Annotated in this window: 10 protein-coding genes; 7 read left to right on the forward strand and 3 right to left on the reverse strand. The window is 36.5% G+C overall.

From position 1 onward, the window contains the following. Positions 1-27: 27 nt before the first annotated feature. The 7 genes from HN014_RS07105 to HN014_RS07135 all read left to right on the forward strand — a co-directional run bounded on the left by HN014_RS07105 (position 28) and on the right by HN014_RS07135 (position 19,512). The gene (locus tag HN014_RS07105; RefSeq protein ID WP_368660070.1) at positions 28-882 is read left to right on the forward strand and encodes a class I SAM-dependent methyltransferase; all 855 of its coding nucleotides are present in this window, start codon (positions 28-30) and stop codon (positions 880-882) included. 175 nt (positions 883-1,057) lie between these two features. Continuing rightward, the gene (locus HN014_RS07110; protein WP_176028189.1) at positions 1,058-1,588 is read left to right on the forward strand and encodes an OmpH family outer membrane protein; all 531 of its coding nucleotides are present in this window, start codon (positions 1,058-1,060) and stop codon (positions 1,586-1,588) included. A gap of 542 nt (positions 1,589-2,130) precedes the next feature. Then, positions 2,131-4,167, forward strand: a complete 2,037-nt coding sequence (locus HN014_RS07115; RefSeq protein ID WP_176028190.1) for a gliding motility-associated C-terminal domain-containing protein — start codon at positions 2,131-2,133, stop codon at positions 4,165-4,167. Between the two features lie 30 nt (positions 4,168-4,197). Beyond that, positions 4,198-6,876 (forward strand): PorP/SprF family type IX secretion system membrane protein, encoded by a 2,679-nt coding sequence (locus tag HN014_RS07120; RefSeq protein WP_176028191.1) that lies wholly within the window; start codon positions 4,198-4,200, stop codon positions 6,874-6,876. After that, the gene (locus tag HN014_RS07125) at positions 6,839-7,957 is read left to right on the forward strand and encodes a hypothetical protein (RefSeq protein WP_176028192.1); all 1,119 of its coding nucleotides are present in this window, start codon (positions 6,839-6,841) and stop codon (positions 7,955-7,957) included. Before HN014_RS07120 ends, HN014_RS07125 begins: the two co-directional genes overlap by 38 nt. A 51-nt stretch (positions 7,958-8,008) precedes the next feature. After that, positions 8,009-18,547: a T9SS type B sorting domain-containing protein gene (locus HN014_RS07130; RefSeq protein WP_176028193.1), complete on the forward strand. Its 10,539-nt coding sequence runs from the start codon at positions 8,009-8,011 to the stop codon at positions 18,545-18,547. Positions 18,548-18,552: 5 nt separating this feature from the next. Beyond that, entirely contained in the window at positions 18,553-19,512 is a 960-nt protein-coding gene (locus tag HN014_RS07135; protein WP_176028194.1) for a type IX secretion system membrane protein PorP/SprF, read from the forward strand. Between the two features lie 159 nt (positions 19,513-19,671). Here the strand turns inward: HN014_RS07135 and HN014_RS07140 are convergent, their stop codons facing one another. The 3 genes from HN014_RS07140 to HN014_RS07150 all read right to left on the reverse strand — a co-directional run bounded on the left by HN014_RS07140 (position 19,672) and on the right by HN014_RS07150 (position 22,382). Next, positions 19,672-20,556, reverse strand: coding sequence for an alpha/beta hydrolase (locus HN014_RS07140; RefSeq protein WP_176028195.1), 885 nt, complete (start codon positions 20,554-20,556; stop codon positions 19,672-19,674). Between the two features lie 259 nt (positions 20,557-20,815). Further along, positions 20,816-21,214, reverse strand: a complete 399-nt coding sequence (locus HN014_RS07145; RefSeq protein ID WP_176028196.1) for a DoxX family protein — start codon at positions 21,212-21,214, stop codon at positions 20,816-20,818. A 13-nt stretch (positions 21,215-21,227) separates the two neighbouring features. Further along, the gene (locus HN014_RS07150) at positions 21,228-22,382 is read right to left on the reverse strand and encodes a DNA polymerase III subunit (RefSeq protein WP_176028197.1); all 1,155 of its coding nucleotides are present in this window, start codon (positions 22,380-22,382) and stop codon (positions 21,228-21,230) included. Positions 22,383-22,805 lie beyond the last annotated feature (423 nt).

Here is a 22,805-nt window from a genome sequence, read left to right on the forward strand (position 1 = left end):
TCAATATATACAGTAATTTTTTACATAATGATGAGTAATATAGATAAAAATAGTTTTCATATCCGTTGTATAGATCATACCATAACAAAAGAGGAATTTGAATTACATTTTTATAAAAAATATGAAATATTAGAAACCAAACCCAAATCTTGTATAGAGGAATTGGATAAATATTATGAAAGTGAAGATTATATTTCTCATACCGATTCAAAACGATCTGTTTTTGAAAAAATATATCAGGTAGTAAAGAAATATGCTATTAATAAGAAAGTATCCCTTATTACTAGTTTACATAAGGGAACTGGAAACCTTTTGGATATAGGAGCAGGAACAGGGGATTTTTTATTCCATGCAAAGAAAAACTCTTGGAAGATAAGTGGAGTAGAGCCTAATGATAATGCACGAAAATTAGCAGCATCAAAAAACATAGATCTAGATACTAATACAAGTATATATAATGATCATAGTTTTGATGTAATAACAATGTGGCATGTTTTGGAACATGTACCGGATATAGAAAAACAAATAAAAGAATTAAAACGATTGCTTACTCATACAGGTAAATTAGTAATCGCAGTACCGAATTTTAAATCATATGATGCACAATTTTATAAAGAGTTTTGGGCAGCATATGATGTTCCAAGACATTTATGGCATTTTTCAAAAAATGGAATAAAAAATATTTTTGAGGAACAGGATTTTGTTTTGGAACAAATCTTACCTATGAAATTTGATGCATATTATGTTTCCCTTTTATCAGAGAAATATAAGAATCAAAAAATGAATTTTTTTAGAGCTTTTTGGATTGGTTTTCTTTCGAATATAAAAGGAAGACGTTCTCAGGAGTTTTCTTCCCATATATATGTGTTTTCTAAAAAGTAAATAACAATCTATGCAATGTTAGTGTTGTATGATTTTAGAACAAATAATCTATAATTAATATTTATACAAATAGTATTAATTATTGTTTTTTATTATATTATAATAATTTGATAGACAATCGCTATTACATCACATTAACTTTGATATTTTTGTGCTGAAATTAATCTTTATTAAAATGAAAAAGTGTATATGGATTGCAGCTGCTTTTCTTACGTTAGCATCATGTAATCAGCCAGCTGAGAAAACAGGATATGTAAATAACACAAAAGTAGTTTCTGATTACAAAGAAATGAAAGAAGCTCAGGATAAGTGGACAAAAAAGAATGATGAAGTAAGAGCTGAGCTAGAAGCTAAAGCAAAGCAATTTCAAACAGAAGTTCAAGGTTATCAAAACATAATGAAGTCTATGTCTGCTGCGAATAGACAAAAGAAAGAGCAGGAGCTGATGACAAAACAGCAACAACTTCAGCAAGAACAACAATTGAAGATGCAGGAAATTCAAAAAGGAAGTCAGGCAGAAATTGATTCTATTATCACCAAGGTAAAAGGTTTTATCAAGGAGTATGGAAAGAAGAATCAATACACCTACATTTATGGTGATACAGAAGGGGCTAATATTTTATATGCCAAAGAAGCATTAGATATTACAGACGATATCCTGAAAGAACTTAATGGAGAAGAGAAAACATCTGATTCTAAAGAATAAAATTGATTAAAACTTGACAGCCTCATTAAATAAAATTAATGAGGCTTTTTTTTATGATAAATAAATGACTTTTAGGTAGAAAAAAAATAATTTTTATACACTTAAATGAAAAAAAAGAGATTACTATATCGTTATTTTTTTTCAGTTTGTCGTATAAATTTGTCGTTTTTAGCTATTTGAAATTGAAAATTTGTGTAGATAAAAGCACTATTTTTATAGCACATCTAGACGTTCTTTAAAGAAAATTATTATAATTCATAGTCGATATTATAGGATAATTTTTCTTTTTTTTATCTATAACATACTGATTTACTTTTTTTTATGTATATTATAAAGCTTTAAAAGTAATTAGTTGTATAAAGAAATTAGTATAAATAAATAGAGTAGGAATATTATTACAAAAAAAAATTAAAATAAAGTTTGATATAAATAATTAATTTATAAATTTAGGACTTTACTAAAATTATATTAACAATATTATCAACAAGCGCCCCAAATCGCTGAAGTAATATTCCCTTCACCTTTTTAATAAGTGTGATGTTATGAAAAAAAAACTTAACCTGTCGTCCCTAGCATTCGTGCTACTATTTTGTATGTTATCATATAAAATGGTAGCTCAGACTATATCTAAACCTCAGTTTTATATTAATGATATTTCAAACACAGCAGAAATTGCCTGTGTTAATCAAAATACACCCAATCGATCTGCCGTTGCAGAATACAATGGTCCTTCAGGTTTTTTTGGTATTGGAACCAGTTTTATGCTGGAGTTATCTGATGCAGATGGTGTTTTTTCTGATACGACTACCACAGAATTAGCAAGCTTTACGGCTGAATTTCCTATTACACCAGCATTCAAATTAGACTTTGGTCCTTTTACAATTCCAATTGAATTAAGAGGTGAAAATTTTAGTTTACGTGTTAGAGCGGTAAAAACAGACAGTTCTGAATTTATAGGTGATATCAATACAAACATACCTATTTATTATTTCGATACTAGTGTAGGAGTAACTCTATCAGGGCCTAATCCAGATGCTAACAATGTTGCGATATGTCAGGGAGAGTCTGTTACATTGACTGCGCGTCCAGAAGGGTTTGCTGAATATGTATGGAGATTTAATGGAAATATATTAGCAGGTGAAACTGGATCTACATTAGAAAATGTTACACAAGAAGGAAATTATTCAGTTCAGATTAATTTTGGGTCTTGTAATCCGTTTTATGATTTTGATTCCGCAAGTACAGATGTTTTTTATTTAAATAAAACCACTGCTTTTATTGATACCGGAGGAATAACTCCTCCTTTGGAATTTTGTCCGCAACAGGTTGATAAACTATTGAGTTGTAATATTAAAGATGATGCCTATACGTATCAATGGTTCTTAGACGGTGTTGCAATAGAAGGCGCAAATAGTTTTATTTATCTCTTGCCAGACAGCAATTTCGCAGGGAACTATACCGTACAAGTGGATGCTTCAGATCTTTGTACTGAAATATCAAACCCTGTAGAGGTTATTAATTTAGGTTCTGATATTTTGACGAGACCACCTCCGGAGATGATCCTGATGCCGACAGAAATAATAACACTCGCTATTACTACAAATGCACCTGACGGAAGTACCATTCAATGGTTTGAAAATGGAAATCCGATCACAGGTGCAACTGGTCTTTCTATAACGACCTCAAGTCCTGGTGTATATAGAGTAGATGTTACTACTAATGATGTTTGTAATAGTGTATTACAGTCAGAAACTGAAATTTTTATTCCTACAGACTTTAAACCTGTTATTGCATCAGTTATTGATTGTGATGCCAGTGTTGCTACAATTGCCTTAGAAAACTTATTCGGAATAACACCGGGAAATGTAGAGGTTCCGTTAACACCTGAGCAATATGATTTCTTCTCTTTTGAATGGTTTAAATCAGGTCAGACTACAGGAGAAACAGGAACTACTTATGCTGTAAATGGAATAGATGAAAATGACGTCTATACACTAGAAGTAAGTGTAAAATCAGGTGGATTTCAACCGGATGTATCTAATGAACTCACTATAGAAATTCTAGAAGATTCAATCGAAATAACAGCTGATCCGGAAACAATCCCTTTTAATGGAAGTGTTACCCTTTCTGTACCACAAAATGCCAATTATATTTATGAATGGTTTAGAGTAGTGGATGGAGAAAATACAAGTATTGAAGGAGAAACAACAAATCAGTTAGTAGTACAGGAAGCAGGAGATTATTTTGTAAGAATAACTTCTGGAGAATGTGTATACGATACTCCTATAAAAGAAATAAGAAATGAAATAGCGTTATCAAGTTTTATCCCAAACGTGGTAACGATCGATGGAAATGGGGTTAATGATTCTTGGAATTTACCAGATGAATTAACGAACAGTCAAGAGGTAGAGATAACGATATATGATTCAAGAGGGAAAGTAGATCTACAGAAAACCAATTTTCAGAATGGAGATTGGCCAGAAAATTCTGGATCATCTGCTAAAGATGGAATATATTACTTTGTGATAACAAAAAACAATTCCGTAATACGAAAAGGTTCAATTACGGTAATGAGATAATCTATGATCAGAAAACTATTTTTGTTTGGTATGTTTTGCACAGTTTTCAATATAACGAAAGCACAGGAAGAGAGTACAAATTTTGGTGTACTTCCTTCGGATATACCTACCCATAATTTGGTAAAGTACAATCGTTTTTACTTTAACCCTACCTTTTCTTTAGTCAGAGAAAATAAGAAATCTATTAACGTTTACAATAAAGTTCAATGGGCTTCTTTCAATGATAATCCGCAGACTTTTTTGATAAACTATACTTCTAATTTTGATGAAAGAATGGGAGTAAGTATTGGTCTGCACCAACAAAACGAAGGAATTTACCGGTATTTTGGAGGGGTTGCTAATTATGCATATCGAGTAGAAATAGACAGAGACATGAATCTTACTTTTGGTATGAACCTAGGGTTTTCTCAAAGTGGGATAAAATCAAATATAGATGCGGCAACCATCGATGATGGCTTTACTCTTAATAATGGATTACAAGTAAACGATCCGCTCATTATTAATTATGAGAAGAGTTCGGTTTTCTTGTTATCACCGGGAATTAATTTTAATTACGATCAATTTGATGTAGGGGTTGCGGTAAGCAACCTTGTTGCGTATAATTTAACTTCTAGTGAATTAGCCACAGATAATATGACTATTTCAGGGCATGCGATGTATACGACTAGTCTTGAGAGAAGATCAGATAAAACAGTTAGAGCAATGGTATATGCCAGTATGCCATCAGAAGGAGATTTGAGATATGGAGCGAATGGAATTGTCGAATTACCAAAATTAGGGTGGGCTCAATTAGGATATAATAGTTTTTATGGAGCTTCGCTGGGAGTAGGAGCTAATATTTCGCCAAAAGTTTCTATTGGATATACCTATGAAACAGGCTTTGGGGACACTAGCAATTTTGGTGCAACTCATGAAGTGGGGTTAGCATATAACTTTAATGTAGATGATAGAAAAGGAAGAAGTAGAAAATCATCCTCTCAAAAAGCATATGAAGCTAGAGATTCAGAAATAAGAAGATTAAAGAAAGAAATATTACAGCAAAATAAGCTAATTCAGGAATTAAGAGAAAAGAATGGAGACTCTTTATCCGAAGCGCGTAGAGCTATGAGTAGGTTAGAAAGATCTATTCAGGAAGCCAAAGAGGAAGAAGCAAGACGAGCAAAAGAATTGGCAGAGCAAAGAAAAGAAGAAGTAGAATTGCTCAATAGAAGGTCACAACTGGAGAGAGAAATGACCGAACAGCAACGTGCAGAAGAAGAACGTTTACGATCCAGAAGTCGATTATCTGTTGATATGACAGCTGAGGAGCGAGCAGCGGAAGAGGAGCGATTAAGAGCAAGAAGAAAACTAACAGCAGAAATGACAGAGCAGGAAATTGCTGAAGAAGAAGAGCGATTGAGAGCGAGTCGAAAGCTAACTGCTGAAATGACAGAGCAAGAACGAGAAGAAGAGGAAAGAAGATTACGTGCAAGTAGAAAGCTAACAGCAGAAATGACAGAAATTGAAATTGCTGAACAAAAAGCTAAGGAAGAAGAAGAAAATTTATCAGAAGAAGAGAAAGAAGTAATTAAAGAAATAGAAAAAGAAGAAGCTGCCAGAGAAGCAATTGCAGCAAAACAACAAGCGGAAGAAGATGCTAGAATAGAAAGAGAAAAAGAAGAAGCAGAGGCTACTAAGAAAAAAGAAGAAGAAGCAAAAGCTGAAGCTGCTCGTGTGGCTGAAGCTACTAAAAAGCAAGAAGAAGCTGCAAAAGCTGCTGCGGAGGAAGAAGAACGCCTAAGAGCACAGCGTAAATTAGAAATGGAGATGCAGGAACAGCAGCTTCAGGAAGAGAAAGAAGAAGAAGAACGTCTAAGAGCTAAGCGTCAGCTAGAAATGGAAATGCGAGAGCAAGAGCTTCAGGAGGAAAAGGCAGCAGAAGAGGAACGATTAAGAGCAAAACGTCAATTAGAGATGGAAATGCGAGAGCAAGAGCTTCAAGAAGAGAAGGCGGCAGAAGAGGAGCGATTACGTCAGGAAGCAGAAGCAGCTCGATTAGCAGAAGAGGAGCGATTACGTCAGGAAGCAGAAGCAGCTCGATTAGCAGAAGAGGAGCGATTACGTCAGGAAGCAGAGGCAGCTCGATTAGCAGAAGAGGAGCGATTACGTCAGGAAGCAGAAGCAGCTCGATTAGCAGAAGAGGAGCGATTACGTCAGGAAGCAGAAGCAGCTCGATTAGCAGAAGAGGAGCGATTACGTCAGGAAGCAGAGGCAGCTCGATTAGCAGAAGAGGAGCGATTACGTCAGGAAGCAGAAGCAGCTCGATTAGCAGAAGAGGAGCGATTACGTCAGGAAGCAGAAGCAGCTCGATTAGCAGCTCGATTACGTCAGAAGAGGAGCAGCTCGATTACGTCAAGAGGAGCGATTACGTCAGGAAGCAGAAGCAGCTCGATTAGCAGAAGAGGAGCGATTACGTCAGGAAGCAGAGGCAGCCCGATTAGCGGAAGAGGAGCGATTACGTCAGGAAGCAGAAGCAGCCCGATTAGCAGAAGAGGAGCGATTACGTCAGGAAGCAGAGGCAGCCCGATTAGCAGAAGAGGAGCGATTACGTCAGGAAGCAGAGGCAGCCCGATTAGCGGAAGAGGAGCGATTACGTCAGGAAGCGGAAGAAAAAGCAGCAGAAGAGGAGCGATTGAGAGCGCAACGACAACTGGAAATGGAAATGCGTGAGCAACAGCGATTGGAAGAGGAAGCAAGACAAAAAGCAGCAGAAGAAGAACGTTTAAGAGCACAACGACAGTTGGAGATGGAAATGCGCGAACAAAGAAGATTAGAAGAAGAAGCGAAGCAAAAAGCAGAAGAGGAGCGATTACGTCAGGAAGCAGAAGCAGCTCGATTAGCGGAAGAAGAACGAAAAAGACAGGAAGAAAAAGAACCTGAGAATATTCAGGATATCCAAAAAGAATTAGATAACAGTAGTCGTATTACTGATAAGTTAATTGCGAGTAGAGACTCATTACTAACTTCTGGATTAAATGTAGACAAACGTGAATTTAATAAACTTCTGGAATCTCTTGTTAATATGAACCAGGATGCAGATGAAGTAAGAAAAGAAAGAAATCCAATTAGTTCTAAGCGATTAGTTGCTAAAAATAGATTTGTAAAATTTGCTGAAACTTCCAGACCGGAAGCGAGAATCGCTACAAAATACATTGCAGGATATCCAGAAGGATACTACCTGATCGGAAATGTATTTAAAGGAGGAGAATATGCAGAACGATTTAAGTCAGCATTACAAAACGATTTAGGATTTAATAATACACAAGTGATTGTAAATCCAGAAAATGATTTCCAATATGTAGCAATTGAATCATATCGAAGTAAAGATGAAGCGATAGAAAAATACATGAGCAGTATTGATAACAGGTATTTAGGAGATATGTGGATTCTGAATATTGCTAGAAATAGAGTAGAATCATTTAAGCGATTATTACAAGAAACAAGAATTATAAAGGCTACCGTAAAAGAAGATAATGTATTAACAGAAAATTTATCCTTTATCGGAGGTCATAATATAGAAAATGGATATTATTTAATAACAAACATTTTTAAACGAGAAAATTATTTCGAACAAGGAATGGCTAAGTTAAGAAGTCAGGGATTAGAGCCTCAGCACTTTAGAAACCCTAAAGATAATTACATCTATGTGTATCTTAAGAGGTTTGATTCTCTTGACGAAGCTAAACAAAGCTTATTCTCTAATGTCGATAATACATATGACGGTGAACTATATATTTTAAAAGTACAATAGTAGCTTAACTAACACACAAAAAATGAAATTCAACCCCAAAACTAACAGCTTATGAGAACAAAGATATACGTAAAGATAGCTGTAACACTGTTGCTAGTGTCCATTTTCACGATGGAATTTACTACAGCGCAGGTCGCTTTTAGAAAACCGCTAAATGACGCCAGTGATATCACGATTAAAGGAAATATGCAGATGATCGGTAATGCGGTTACCGGACTAAGTGGTTTTCATAATGGAGTAAACTATAATCCAAACAATGATTTCCATTTAGATTGGGCGAATGACCGATTGAATGTAGACTATATTGATATCGATGGCTTTATCGATGAGAATGGAGATGGGGTTGATGATACCTTTAGCTCTAGTAGTGCAGATTTTGATAGTGGAAACCCTACATGTGCTAAAATTGCTTATGTAGGATTGTATTGGGCAGCTACTTATTTTATCCAGAAAAATGGTGTTGGAAGACCGATAACAACAAATTTACCGTTACCGGATCCAAGAGATGATTTTAGAACCATAAAATTGCGAACTCCAGGAGCTGCTACCTATGTAGATGTAACTGCAGAAGCAGGTGATGAAGGGGTAATATATGATGGATATAGAAATACATCGACAAACCCAAGTAATACTGCGCAATTTGATTTAACCTATGTTTGTTATGCGGATCTTACACAAGAATTTCAGAATTTACAAGCTGCAGGCGCTAGTATTAATGGAACCTATACTGTAGCGAATGTTCTATCAGCAACTGGTGATAGTGATTCTCCGGGAATTTCTAATGGGTGGACAATGGTGATTATTTATGAAGACCCCACTTTACCCAGACGATATTTTAGTACACGTCATGGGTTTTTAGCGATATCCAATGCAAATAGAAGTTTTGTATATGATGGATTCCAAACCCTACCGCCTCCTAATGATGTAAGAGCGAGATTTGGAGTAGCTACTCTAGAAGGAGATTATGGAATTCCAGGAGATAGATTATCGATTTTACGAGAGCCTTTAGGGGGGTCTTCTATGAATTTATTTTCTAACCCTGCAAATGTGAGTAATAACTTTTTTAATTGCTCGATTACAGTTGATGGAAATTACAATACAGCAAGAAATCCTGCTTCAGAGAATACCCTGGGGTTTGATGCAGATATTTTTGATATCCCAAACCCTAGAAATGCACCTGGAGGAGAACCCTCATCTATTGGTTGGAACCAAACAGAAGTGGAATTTATAGCAAGTACAACTAGAGATGTATATCGTATTTTCCTCAATATGTTTAGTGTGGATATTATTGAGCCAGAACTAAAGGTATTTAAACGAGTATTAGATGAAAATTTAAATGATATTACCGGAGGAGGTGTAACATTAGGGCAAAGTTTATACTATGAGCTGACAATTCAAAACCAGGGAAATGAAGATATTATCAATGCCTTCATCAACGATGAATTGCCCGCGAATATTGATTTAAATGAAATGCTTATAACTGTTCCGGCAGGAGTAACTTATACTATTGATAATGTTAATAGGTCAATCCGTTTTGATATTGCGGATAACATTGTTGAACGTTTTGATCCTTCATTTACCATTCGATTTGGCGTAAATGTAGTTAATACTTGTCAGGATTTAAGAGACGCCTGTAGCAAGGATATTCAAAATATAGCAAAAGCCACCTACACAGGAGAAATTTCCGGAACAACTAATTCAGGGGAAGATAGTGTCCTTGGACAAGATTCTTGTCAGGCAGATATTGCAGGAGCGTCTAATTTCCTGATTAATCCTGGAGATTGTAATGGAGATTTTGAAGACTTCTTTTGTCAGGGAACACATACATTAACTGCCGGAGGTGGTTTCCCTACCTATGTTTGGACTAATTTAGATAGTGGTGCGGTTGTCGGGAATACGCAATCATTAACTATCACATCAGGAGGACGATATAGAGTTGATAAAACTGGAAATCCGGATTGTAATGATATGTTCGAAACTTGGACAGTAGATTCATTTACGGATGTAGTAAACCCAATAATTGCTATTGCTAATGACCCTGCAGTAAATGGAAATATCAGGACATGTGCAGCGGATGGACGAGAAATGCCGGAGTTGTTCCTGTGTGGAGCCAATGATGAAATTGTTTTAGATTCTGGGTTTGCCGCAGCTACCAGTATTGTGTGGCAGCGTTTAGATCCGCTTAGTTGTCCAACTGTAGATAGAGATCCAAACTGTCCTACTTTAGATTCTGAATGTAGTGGATTTTGGACTGATGTAGGAAATACTCAAGCATATACGGCAACAGAGGCAGGAGAATATAGAATTAAAGTGACTTTTGATAATACTTGTGAAATTGACTTCTATTTTAATGTATTTAAAAATAGCTTTGAACCTAATTTAGTTATTGTAAAAGATATTATTTGTGGAAATCCGGGAACGTTAAATGTACAGAATTCTTCAGATCAGTATGAATATCAATTAATCACTCCCGAAACCAATACGACTATTGGGTATCAAGATTCTGCTACGTTTAACGGATTAACAGAAGAAGGAACATACCAATTAAATGTCCGTCAAAAAACAGGAGCCAATGCATGTATTTTTACGGCATCCAGATTGATGGAAGAATTAGAATCAGATGTAGAAATTACCGTGAACAGTCCGGATTGTCCTACCGATCAGGGAAATGTGGTGATTACAGTAACGAATAGTCAGGCAAATTATTTATATACGATTACGAATACAGCAGGAACCTATACAGTCACCACTGGAAATGTAACAGATACGAGTCATACATTTAATAACCTTAATCCAGATGATTATCAGGTAGAAGTAGAATCTTATGATGGAGATTGTATTGAAACCAGAAGCATTACTGTACTAGAAGCACCTGATTTTACTGCGACTGCTGCTGTAACAAGTGACCTTAGATGTAATCCGAATTATCAACCAGACGCCTCTCTAAACGACCCGTCGGATCCTAATTATGATCCAACGGCTCCGCCTTTTGATGATAGAGAGTTTATCGCTGAAATTACAATAACAATAACGGGTGGCTCAGGAAATTTTACGTATTATCCAGAAGGAGACCCTACAAATATTAGCGGAGCAAACCCTATTGTTGTGACAACTGCAGGAAATTACACCTATGTTGTTTATGATGATGATACAGGATGTACGGCTACCACAAATGAAGTTACCGTGAATCCGTATGTTCCCGTAACAGGAACTATTGCAGGAACAAATCCGGTATGTGCCGGAGAAACCGGATCTATTGCGATTACCGTAACAGCAGGCGAAGCTCCCTATACATATGAATTAAAAAATATAACAGATCTAACTACTGTATTGCAAACTGAAACTACCAGTAATACGACACATACGTTTGTAAATGTGGCTACAGGAACATATCTGGTAACAATGTCAGACCGTTTTGGATGTCCGGTGGATTCTAATCAGGTAACAATTTCTGAACCAACAGCTATAACAGCAACAGTAGCGCATACTCAAATCTCTTGTGATGTGCCACAGGGTACGATTACGGTTACAAGCCCGGCTAATGGTACTCCTCCATATTTTTATAGCATAGATGGTACAGATTATACTAATACTACGGGTTCTTTTACAGGGCTGGCGAGTGGCGATTATAATGTGTATATAAGAGATGGAAATACAACCGCTTGTCCGGTTTTATTATCAACAGTGACAATTGATCCTTTGCAGGAAGTAACAGATATAGATTTTGATATTGATAATATAAATTGTACCACAGGAACAAATCAAGAAGGAACGATAACGGTATCTGCTACTGGAACAAATGGAGTGACAGCCGCTGATTTTGAATATAGAATTACATTACCGCTAGCAAATGCAACTGCCTTTGCTGCTACGACAATTTATACATTACCTGTTGGGACATATACTTTCGAAGCAAGAACAACTTCGGATAATTGTATACGATCAGAACAGATTACGATTAACCCGGTAGATAATATAGCCGTAACAGCTAATAAATTAAGGGATGTTACTTGTGTTGATGATACTGATGGAGAATTTACATTTACGACTACCGATTTTGCAACGACCTATAGTTATACTGTGACAGGACCCCCTACATTTACACCAATATCTGTAAATAATACTTCAGCAGCTTCTCCGGCAACTGCAATTACAGGTGGAGCAGGAACATATACTATCACAGTAACAGATGATTCTACTAGTTGTAGCCAGACAGCAACTGTAGAAATTAATGAACCGGCAGATCCTTTGACATTTACTTTTAATGTCGATGATACAGATTGTGGAGCCTCGAATGGAATTATTACTGTGACAGCTACAGGAGGAAGAGGAGGGTATCAATATGAATTAAGAGATGCTACTAATACGACAGTTATAGAAAACTTTTCTACGTCGAATATATTTTCTCCTTTAGCAGCAGCTACCTATACAATTAATGTTAGAGATGGTAATGATACAACAGCTTGTTTGGCAGTTCCACAACAGGCTACAGTAGATACATCTTCACCTCCGACAATAGCAAGGACAGATGCAGATTGGTGTTATACCAGTGCTGATCCGGCTAGTTTGGAAATTACAATAACAAATGGAGTAGCTCCATATACTTATACAGTAAATGGAGGAGGTGATCAAAATGCAGTGACGAACCCATTTACGATCTCAAACCTTTCACCGGGAGTTCAGAATATTATAGTAAAGGATGTTAATGGGTGTACCTCAAATACCATTACCGAAACGATTCAACCACAAATAGCAATTTCTGCTGCTTTGGATAAAAACCTAGACTGTACACCAGGTAATAATAATGCATCTATTAGTGTTACTCCTACAGGAGGAAATGGAGGGAATGTGATTACAGTTGAGATTGACGGAACTGGTGGTTTTGTGGCAATTCCAGGTACTTGGGGAACCTCTCCTTTTAGTATCGATACAGCAGGAACATATCAATTCCAGGTAACAGATAGTGAATCATGTACAGCAGTTTCTAATATTATAACTGTTACTGATAATCCGTTACCAGTAGCTACAGCTACAGCTAATCACGTAACCTGTAATGGACTATCTAATGGATCAGTTGAAATTACAGTTGACACTTCTGTCGGAACTCCTCCGTATCAGATTAATTTTAATGGTTTAGGAAATAGTAATAATACTTCTTATGGAGGATTAGCTGCAGGACCTTATAATTATGTAGTAACAGATGGTAAAGGATGTAGTGAGACATTTAGTATTACAGTAAATGAACCGGCGGCTATTGGTGCCACCATTAGCAGTACACCATTGGAATGTGATCCAACACCACCACCAACATTAGGTACAATCACTGCAAGTGCGGTAACAGGAGGAACTATTTCTACAATAGGGTATATATATACGATTCATGATAGTTCAGGAGCTTTGGTTACTGATCCTTCATTAACTCCAGGAAATACGATCACAACTACAGCTACTTCAGTTACTTTTGGAGGATTAGATTTTGGTTCATATTATATTCAGATAGTGGATGAAAATGGATGTGAATTTAGATCTCCATTAGAAGAAATATCATCTCCACCAGATGATTTAGATTTTGTAGCAGTTGCTGTGGCTTCTGATTGTAATACAAACGGAGCAGTGTATGATGTGTTCATTACTAATGGAGCAAGAGATTATGAAATACGAATAGTAAACCACCCGGATCCTATTCTAAGTACGTTTAGCCTTACTAACGGGAATGTAGATCCAAGTTCTCCGGTACCACCTGCACCATTTGTGTTAGATGCGACTCCAGGAGGAAATGTACACCAATTTACAGGACTGACATTTTCGATTCCCTATATTATAGAAGTTAGAGATAATGGAGGATGTGTATATCAAGAGCGATTAGTACCGACCAACGGTCCTTCTGCAATTTCTTCAGTAGAAGTAGCTACTAGAGATATTACATGTAATGGTTTAACTGATGGAGAGTTTGAATATACAGTTAATAATTACACAGGAACTGATATTGAGTGGGAAGTATACAGAAACCCTGGAATATTAGTACCTATATTAAGTGGTTCGAATTCTTCTGCAGGAGCACCGTTTACAAATACAATAACGGGAATTCCTCAAGGAAACTATTATGTAATCACTTTTACCCCTACAGAACCATTCTGTGGTACAAGGTTAGATTTTACTATAGAAGAACCTCCTTTATTACAATTTAGTTTAGGAACACCGACTGTGGGTAATTGTAATCAGGATTCGCAAATTGTAGTGACAGCACAAGGGGGGAGACCTCCATATCAATATGCTGCTGTATTAGATGGAGTAACTCCGGTTGCAGCTGATTTTGGAGCTGATAACGTATTGGTTTTAGATCCAAATGCAGGAGCTGACTTAGATTGGGATATTTATGTGACGGACGCGTCTAATTGTACCATTGCACATCAAGATGTGACAATTACATACACAGCTGATCCGGCATTTAATTTACCATTACCTACTCATGTAGATGATGCTTGTAATTTTGATGGAAGTTATGAGTTTACTGTAACGGCTACTGGAACAGGTCAGCTGGAATATGGGATTGATGATGGAGATCCAGCGACAACAGATACCCCATCTTTTGTGACAGATACTCCAAATGATGGATCATTTACTTTTACCGTTACAGGACCAGGAACATATAATTACTTTGTAAGAGATCCGAATGGATGTTCGGATACAGGACAAATCATAGTTCATCCAGAATTATTGATTGATGCAGTGCCTGGTGTTATTCCTACATGTACCGCAGCAGATGGAACGATTATAGCTACGGTAAGCGGTGGATCTGCAATGGCGAATTGGACTTTTACGCTAATTGATCTTGCTACTGGATCTGCGGCCGTGGGAGTGACACAAACACCTGGACCTAATGTAGCAACTCAGGTTACCTTTAGTAATGTACCACCAGGTGATTATAGAGCAGAAGTTGTTGATGCTGTTATAGGACCTGCGCCAGGCGGTTGTACCGAGACAGATACAATTACTATTGATGATCCTGTACAACCAACTTTATCTCCGGCAACAACTGCTAATGTTAGTTGTAATGGAGGAAATGATGGTAGCATTTTAGTGAATTTAGATGCTGCAACAGCAACAGAAGGACCGTATACGTATCAGTTGTTCGAAACAGCAACTAATACGCAGGTAGGAGTAGACCAGATAGACAATCCATTGTTTGCAATAACAGGAACTCCTTCTACACCAATTACAGCTAGAGAATATAGAGTAGTTGTGACATCTTCTAAAGGGTGTCAGGTAGTAGAACAGCCAATTACTATATTAGAACCTTCTCAGGTAACAGCTTCTTCTGCACAGACAAACTATGCTTGTGGAGGGGATAACATACCGGATTATCCGACAATTACTATTACAATTGCAAATGGAACACCTCCGTATTATGTTTCATATACAGGACCGGGAGGGTTGAATGTTTCTGATATTGAAGCGACGGATACAGGAGGAACTTCTCATTCATTTGAGGCAACTGTTAGCGGAACCTATGATATTACAGTAAAAGACAGTAATGGATGTAGTATTTTGACACCATTACAAGAAATTATACCAACATTCCCTGTTATTACAAACCCTACAATAACAAAGCTTACAGACATTTCTTGTAGTAATACACCTGGAATTTTTAATTCAGAAAGAATACAAGTAGCCGTAGCAGATGATGGTTTAGGAACAGGTGATTTCCGTTTTGAAGTTGTGGAAACTGGTGATGTAGCCACCCCTGGCGCATTAGTGTTTGTAGCTGAATTTGATTTGGCAGAACCAGGAGATTATACTATTATTATCACAGATAATAGAACAGGGTGTACAGAAACACTAGAATATAATGTACCTTTAATTGATACAATAACAGTAACAGCGACTCAGGTAGACCCTGTAAGTTGTTTTGGAGATCCAACGGGATCTATAAATATAAATGTATCTGATTATACAGGAGCATATAATTATACTATTGTAAATACGGTATCAGGAGCACCAGTTACCAATGGATCAGGAAACACGTCTACTAATCCTTTATTGGTAGGAAGTCTTCCTTCAGGAGTATTTAGAGTAGATATAGAAGCATTAGATCATCCTTTCTGTGATGAGTCATTTAGTACGGTTACTATAACCAGTCCGGACTCTGCAGTAGGTGTTACCTTAGAGAGTAGCAGAGTTACTTGTAACCCGGGAAGTGATGGAAAAATTCAGGCTGTTGCTAGTGGAGGAGCAGGTTCTTTCCAGTATCAATTAGAAAAACCAGCAGGAAATATATTGGTTCCTTATGGAACAAATACTACGGGAATATTCGAAGATTTAGATCCGGATGCTGCGAATGATTATACAGTACTTGTACGTGATGGGAATGGATGTGAAGCTTCTGAAACAATTAACATCCCAGCTCCGGTAGCTACGGGTGTAACGACTTCTTCTACAGATGTTACCTGTTTTGAAGGTACCGATGGTACAATTACAGCAGTAGCAAATGGAGGTCAGGGACCAGGAACCTACTTGTTTAGATTAGAATTCCCAGGAGGTGTTATTTCAGATGCGGTGACTAGTACTACAGATACACATGTGTTTACTGATTTACCTGCCGGAAATTATACGGTGTTGGTTAGTGATGATCTTACTTGTGAAAGTTCAGAAGCTAGAGCCGTTATAGGACCAGCAGAAGTAGAAGTAGAGATTGCAGTAACAGAGATTACATGTGCTGATATGGCACCAGATGTGACTGTGACAGGTATTGGTGGTACAGGTTCGTATACTTTTAGTATGGACGGAACTAATTTTGTAGGAAGTGGAACAACCCATACGTTTGCAGATTTAGCTCCGGGAACGTATCAATTCTATGTAAGAGATACGAATGGTTGTGAGGCTGCTCCTCCTTCTAATGAGGTAGTAGTAATCTTACCAGATCCTTTACAGCTTAATTTAGATGAAAATAATACAGCAATTGTATGTTTTAGTGAACGTACAGGGTCTATTGATTCGCAAGTAAGTGGAAGCCTGGGAGACTATCAATATGAAATTACAGGAACGGATTATCTGGGAGCAACAGTTAACATTGGTCCCCAATCAGAAAGTTTCTTTGGAGAGTTACTTGCAGGAACCTATACGTATACAGTGATGACAGATCCAGGTTGTCCAACGGTAACATTGCCGTTTAACATAACACAACCAGAAGAATTTGTAGTTACTGCAGTACCACAAGATATTAGCTGTAATGGAGAAACAGATGGTAGAATTGAAATTACAGCAACAGGTGGAAATCAGACGGATTCTTCAGGTTCAGGAGAAGTAATTGGATATGTGTATACCTTATATGCGAGTAACGGAGAACCTGTATATAGATTGGTTAGTGATGAAATAGATCAAACGATAGGAATTCATGTTTTTGAAGACCTTCCTGCTGATACATATACTGCAGAGGTAACAGATGCTAGAGGATGTCCTTTTTCTATAAGTGATTTAATAATAGAAGAACCAGCTGCAATTACAGCGGATATTATTGCTACAACACCAGAGCAGTGTGCAGGAGATATGAATGGAACAGCGAATGTGTCAATTACTGGAGGAGTGCCTGGATATTTCTGGAGTATAACAGGAGAAGATGCTAGTTTTGTTCCTGTACCAGATCCTACTAATCTTGAATTGACAAATCTTCCGGGAGGAATTACCACATTATTTTTAAGAGATTCTAATAATAGCAGTGGATGTCAGATCGCATTGAATATTGATATTATACCTGGAGTAGAGCTTAGTGCAGTATTAGAAGATAAATTAGATTGTCCAGTAAGAGATGAAGAAACTGCACAGGTAATACAAGATGAAGTATATCGAGTAGAGTTTAATGTAGCAGATGATTTCTTCGATGTTTTCGGAAACCGTGCTGTATTATTTAGTCTGAGAGGTGTTAACGGAACAGCAGATCCAATGCCTAATAATAATTATACAGGAGAGTTTGTAGTTGCTCCGGGAGAATATGAAGGAACGATGCTTCATGAGGTATCAGGGTGTCAGCAAGTAATAGGAGTTATTCAGGTAGAAGAATATACACCGCTTTCGATCCCAGTTGCACAAATGACAAACAACCCTCAAGATCCTAACGAATATGAAATTATTGTTACAGGAGGAGTAGAAGAATATACGTACTATGTAACATTCGAAGATGAAGAACAAGAGCTGACGGATAATATCTTTACGGTTAGAAAAACTGGAGATTATAAACTAAGAGTGGAAGATTCTAAAGGATGTAGCGTGGAGATATATCAGTTTATTACCTATATCAACATCCGTATTCCTAACTATTTTACACCAGATGATCCTAATATTACAGAGGAAGAACGATTCTGGTATCCAAGACAGATAACCCCAAATTCTGATGATCCTTTCTACTTTGATAATATGGAAGTAAAAGTATTTGATCGATACGGACGATTATTGAAGCAATTTTTAGGAGACCAAAAAGGATGGGATGGATTATATCAAGGAAAAGAACTTCCGTCAGGAGACTATTGGTTCACCATTATTCTTAATGATATTGACAACAGAGAGTTTACAGGTCACTTTACATTATATAGATAATTAGTATGAAGAAATATTTAGCCCCATTATTGATCTTAACTATAAGTTATTTAGGAACCGCGCAGGAGTTTTTTCCTCCTGTGCAGAACCAGTACATAGCAGATAACCCATATTTAATATCCTCTGCCTATGCCGGTATTGGGGATTGTTGGCAAGCCCGTGCTACTGGTTTTGAACAATGGGTGAGTATAGAGAACTCACCAGGGACACAATCACTATCGATTGATGGTCGTATTTCTGATAGATCAGGTATTGGAGCAGTATTGTTTAATGACAAAAATGGTTTTACCAGTCAGAAGGGGGTACAACTTTCTTTTGCGCATCATTTGACATTAAATGAGTATAATAATCAGTACTTGTCTTTTGGATTGAGTTATAAGTTTACCCAATTCGGAATTGATACTTCTGAGTTTAACAATGGAGATCCGGATAATCCGATTAACCCTTCGTTATCCAATGTGAGTGTTAATAATTCGAATTTTGATATTGGTTTTTTGTATCGATTAGGACGTTTCTTTTTAAGTGCTAATGCAGTGAACTTATTGCAAAAACAAATAGACGATTTTAATCCTACAGAACCTTCAACAATTCAGAATTATTATGTGTATTCAGGATATACTTTTGAACATCGTTTTGCCGATCTGGAAATAGAACCTTCTGTATTGTATCAGAATTTTGCAGGAGATGGACGTTCTACAGCAGATCTCAATTTTAAAGTAAGAAAGATGAAGCGAGCAGACTACTATTGGGCAGGAATAAGTGTTCGGTCATTAGTTGATCAGGACTTTAAACCATTATCTGTATCTCCCATGGTAGGACTTAAAAAAGCAAATTTTTATGTAGCATATGGATATCAGGTCAATGTGAATGAGGTATATCAGCCGAGTTCTGCTGCCGGATCTCATATGATTACGTTAGGAATTGATTTCGGATGTAGACAAAGTAAATGTGGATGTACATACTAAAAAAATAAAAAACAACGCAAAAAGCTGCCTTTTAAGGCAGCTTTTTTTTATAAGATTGTTATTGTCTTTTTATTGTAGAAAAATCTCTTTTATCAGGTTAAAATAGCTATTATACTGTAGGCTATGGTGACTTAATTTAAGCAGCTCTACAAAAAATAATTATTTCAAAAAACAGATTATTTGCTGTAATGCTTGTTTTGCTTCTTTCATTACAGGTAATAATGGCCAGATATGAGGCATGTCTTTCCCGGTAATTACCTCATGGTCTACATCAGCTTCAACTATTTTTTGCAAGCTAATTAATTGATCGGGATAAGTGATATCTCGTTCTGCTATAAATAGAATTGTTCTGGGAAATCCAATAAAAGATCCGTGAACAGGAGAAAGCATTGGGTTTTTTAAATCATCATTTTCTGCACACATTTTTTTAGCACTTAATGCCCCGGAAACGGATAACATAGGGTCGACATGGTCAACTTCGGCAATTTTAGGGGTAGAAAAAGAAGCGTCCATAACAGGGGAAATAAGAATCAAGGTTTTTGGTAATACTATTTTTTCCGAAATAAGACGTTGTGTAAGTGCAGTAGCTAATGTACCTCCGGCAGAATCTCCCATAAGAACTATAGAAGAAGAAGGATATTTTGAAATGGCATGTTGATAAACAGCGTCAATATTCTGAGAGATCTCGGTAATGGTATGCTCTGGTGCTTTAGGATAAGCACACATCCATAGTGTTAAATCTGTTTGTTTACATATTCGAAGAAGACTGTCCCAATGATGTTTTGAAGGACCAGCGACAAAAGCCCCTCCATGTATAAATAATAACAAACCATCAGAAACTTTAGCCGGAGCAATTTCTGTAAGTATTGTTTTTTCAATTTTGAATTGGGTCGTTTTATGTGATGTTAATCGGGTTGTTTTGGGAACCAAAACATCTTCTTTTCGAAGTTTTTTATAATTGATGGGAGATGTCTTAAATAGTTTTTTCACCCCTTTTAATTGTAATACCCATATCGTTAGGTAATATGTGAAGCTTTTTTTCATTTTTTAAGGTGCTTTAGGAAACGCTTTCTTAATGATACCATTTGTAGTTTGAATTTACGGGCAAAGAACATTTTATTCCAGTAGATATAAAGTGTAAAATGGTATGAGAGGGATATAAAGATACACAATGTCAATAAAACAACACTGAAACGAAAGAAGTCTACACTTTTCGAATTTGATTTTTATAAGACAGCTTTCAGAGATAGTTCTGAGGAAATAAGAGAAGTTATATTGGTTTTTCTTCAAATAAGAATACAGGTTATATAGAGGAAATATAAAGTCCAAATATAGCTACCATAAAATAACAGCTAATAGTTAATGCTCCTGGATAATCCTTTGCAACTCGCTGTCCGATAAGCATGAGTAATAAAGTGATACAACAGAGAAAAAAAGTATAGACAGTACTTTCTTTTTCTCCATAGAGAATCAGCTGATAACCGGAGATCAGACAACCGATTGTAATCGCAACATCTAATATAATAAGTAACATAAGAGAGAAAGGGATCATTTTACTGAGAAATGTACCAGAGAAATGTGTTTTCAAAAAAGTACAGTTTCCTTTCCAGTCAAAAATCTTTTCCATACCTGAAATAAAAAAAGTAATCAGCATAAAAATCAAAATGGTGATAGGTACAATATGGACGATAAAATTATTCATTCGTACGATCAGTTTATGCAGATTTCTTATGTAAGAGTCTTGTCAGTTTGATAGATAAGTCAGTCAGAATGATTTTTGCATTTCCATTGCGCTCTATATGATAGATAGCATCTTGTAGCTCTGTACTGATATCCATGATATTGCTTCCATGAATAAATGGTGCAAATTTTTCAATTTTAAACCCTGCGGTTTTTGGCTCTAAAAAGACTAAGTCTTTAGCCCCGTAATTATATAACATTGCCTGTCGGAAGAAGTCTAGACAATAAGATAGAAACCGTTTTTGAGTTTCCCTACCAGTTCCAGCAATGGTTTCACTCCATTTGATGAGTTCATTTACAGCACCCTTGTTTCCTTTAGCCCTAAAAGCTGTTCGTACCCACTGTATGAACCAATCTTCAAAGGTTTCATCACCTCCATCCTGATGATGAATATGCAGGGCTTTATTATAGTTCCCATTCGCCTGGTGAGCAATTTTTAAAGCTTCTTTTTCAGTGATTCCTTCTTTACGAAGCAAAGCTTCCTGAATAACTTTTTCTCCTAATGGAGGAAAATGAAGCACCTGACATCGGGATCTAATGGTCTGAATTAATTGTTCTTCTTCTTCAGTGATAAGAAGAAATACTGTTTTTTCAGGAGGTTCTTCAATGAGTTTTAGCAATTTATTAGAAGCGGCAATATTCATTTTATCTGCCATCCAGATAAGCATAACTTTATAGCCACCCTCATAACTTTTTAAGGATAATTTTTTTACAATATCAAGAGCCTCGTCAACTCCGATTTGACCTTGTTTGTTTTCTATACCCAAAGACTGATACCAGTCAAAAATACTACCGTAGGATTGTTCTTTGATAAAAGCACGCCATTCTTCGGCAAAATGATCTGCTGTAGGGTGTTTTTTTACTTTGTCATTGGTAGCAACAGGATATGCAAAATGTAAATCAGGATGTGACAAATGATCAAATTTTATATTACAGGAAGCATTTCCTCCCGTATTTTCTCCTTCTTGATTCTGGCATAGAATATACTGTGCATAGGCAATTGCCATTGGTAAGGTCCCACTACCGTTGGAACCTACAAAAAGCTGTGCATGAGGAATTCGCCCGCGATCTACACTGGTGGTCAGATAACTTTTGATATGATCCAGCCCTAATATTTCTGAAAAAAGCATGAGCAAATATACTTTATTCTCCCCGTATTTATAAAGATCAATCTTCTTTTTGCTAATATGCACAACCAGGTATTAATACTATTTTTAGTGAAACAAGGAAATGAAACTAACGCGATTAAAAAGTAGTATTGGGGAAGAACGTTTTATGTGTCGGAAATATCTATAATTGTTAGTCTTTAGTCGATAATTAAGGCGTAAATGTTCCACAGCTTGTCGTCAAGTTAACATTCATTTCTTTTTAAAGAAAGCCTTTTGTATCTCTTTAGAAGTTGTTCCTGCAATAAAAAGTAGAAAATCAACCATTTATTTAAAGGTTCTAAGAGATACCGGAGCTTATTTTATAAACCTGATAAAAATAAAGTTATTAAAGAAAAGGAAACTCATTAATGCATAGTTTTAGTTATTTTTGGGATCTAAATACAG

The sequence above is a fragment of the Aquimarina sp. TRL1 genome, assembly GCF_013365535.1.
Taxonomy (GTDB): Bacteria; Bacteroidota; Bacteroidia; order Flavobacteriales; family Flavobacteriaceae; genus Aquimarina; species Aquimarina hainanensis.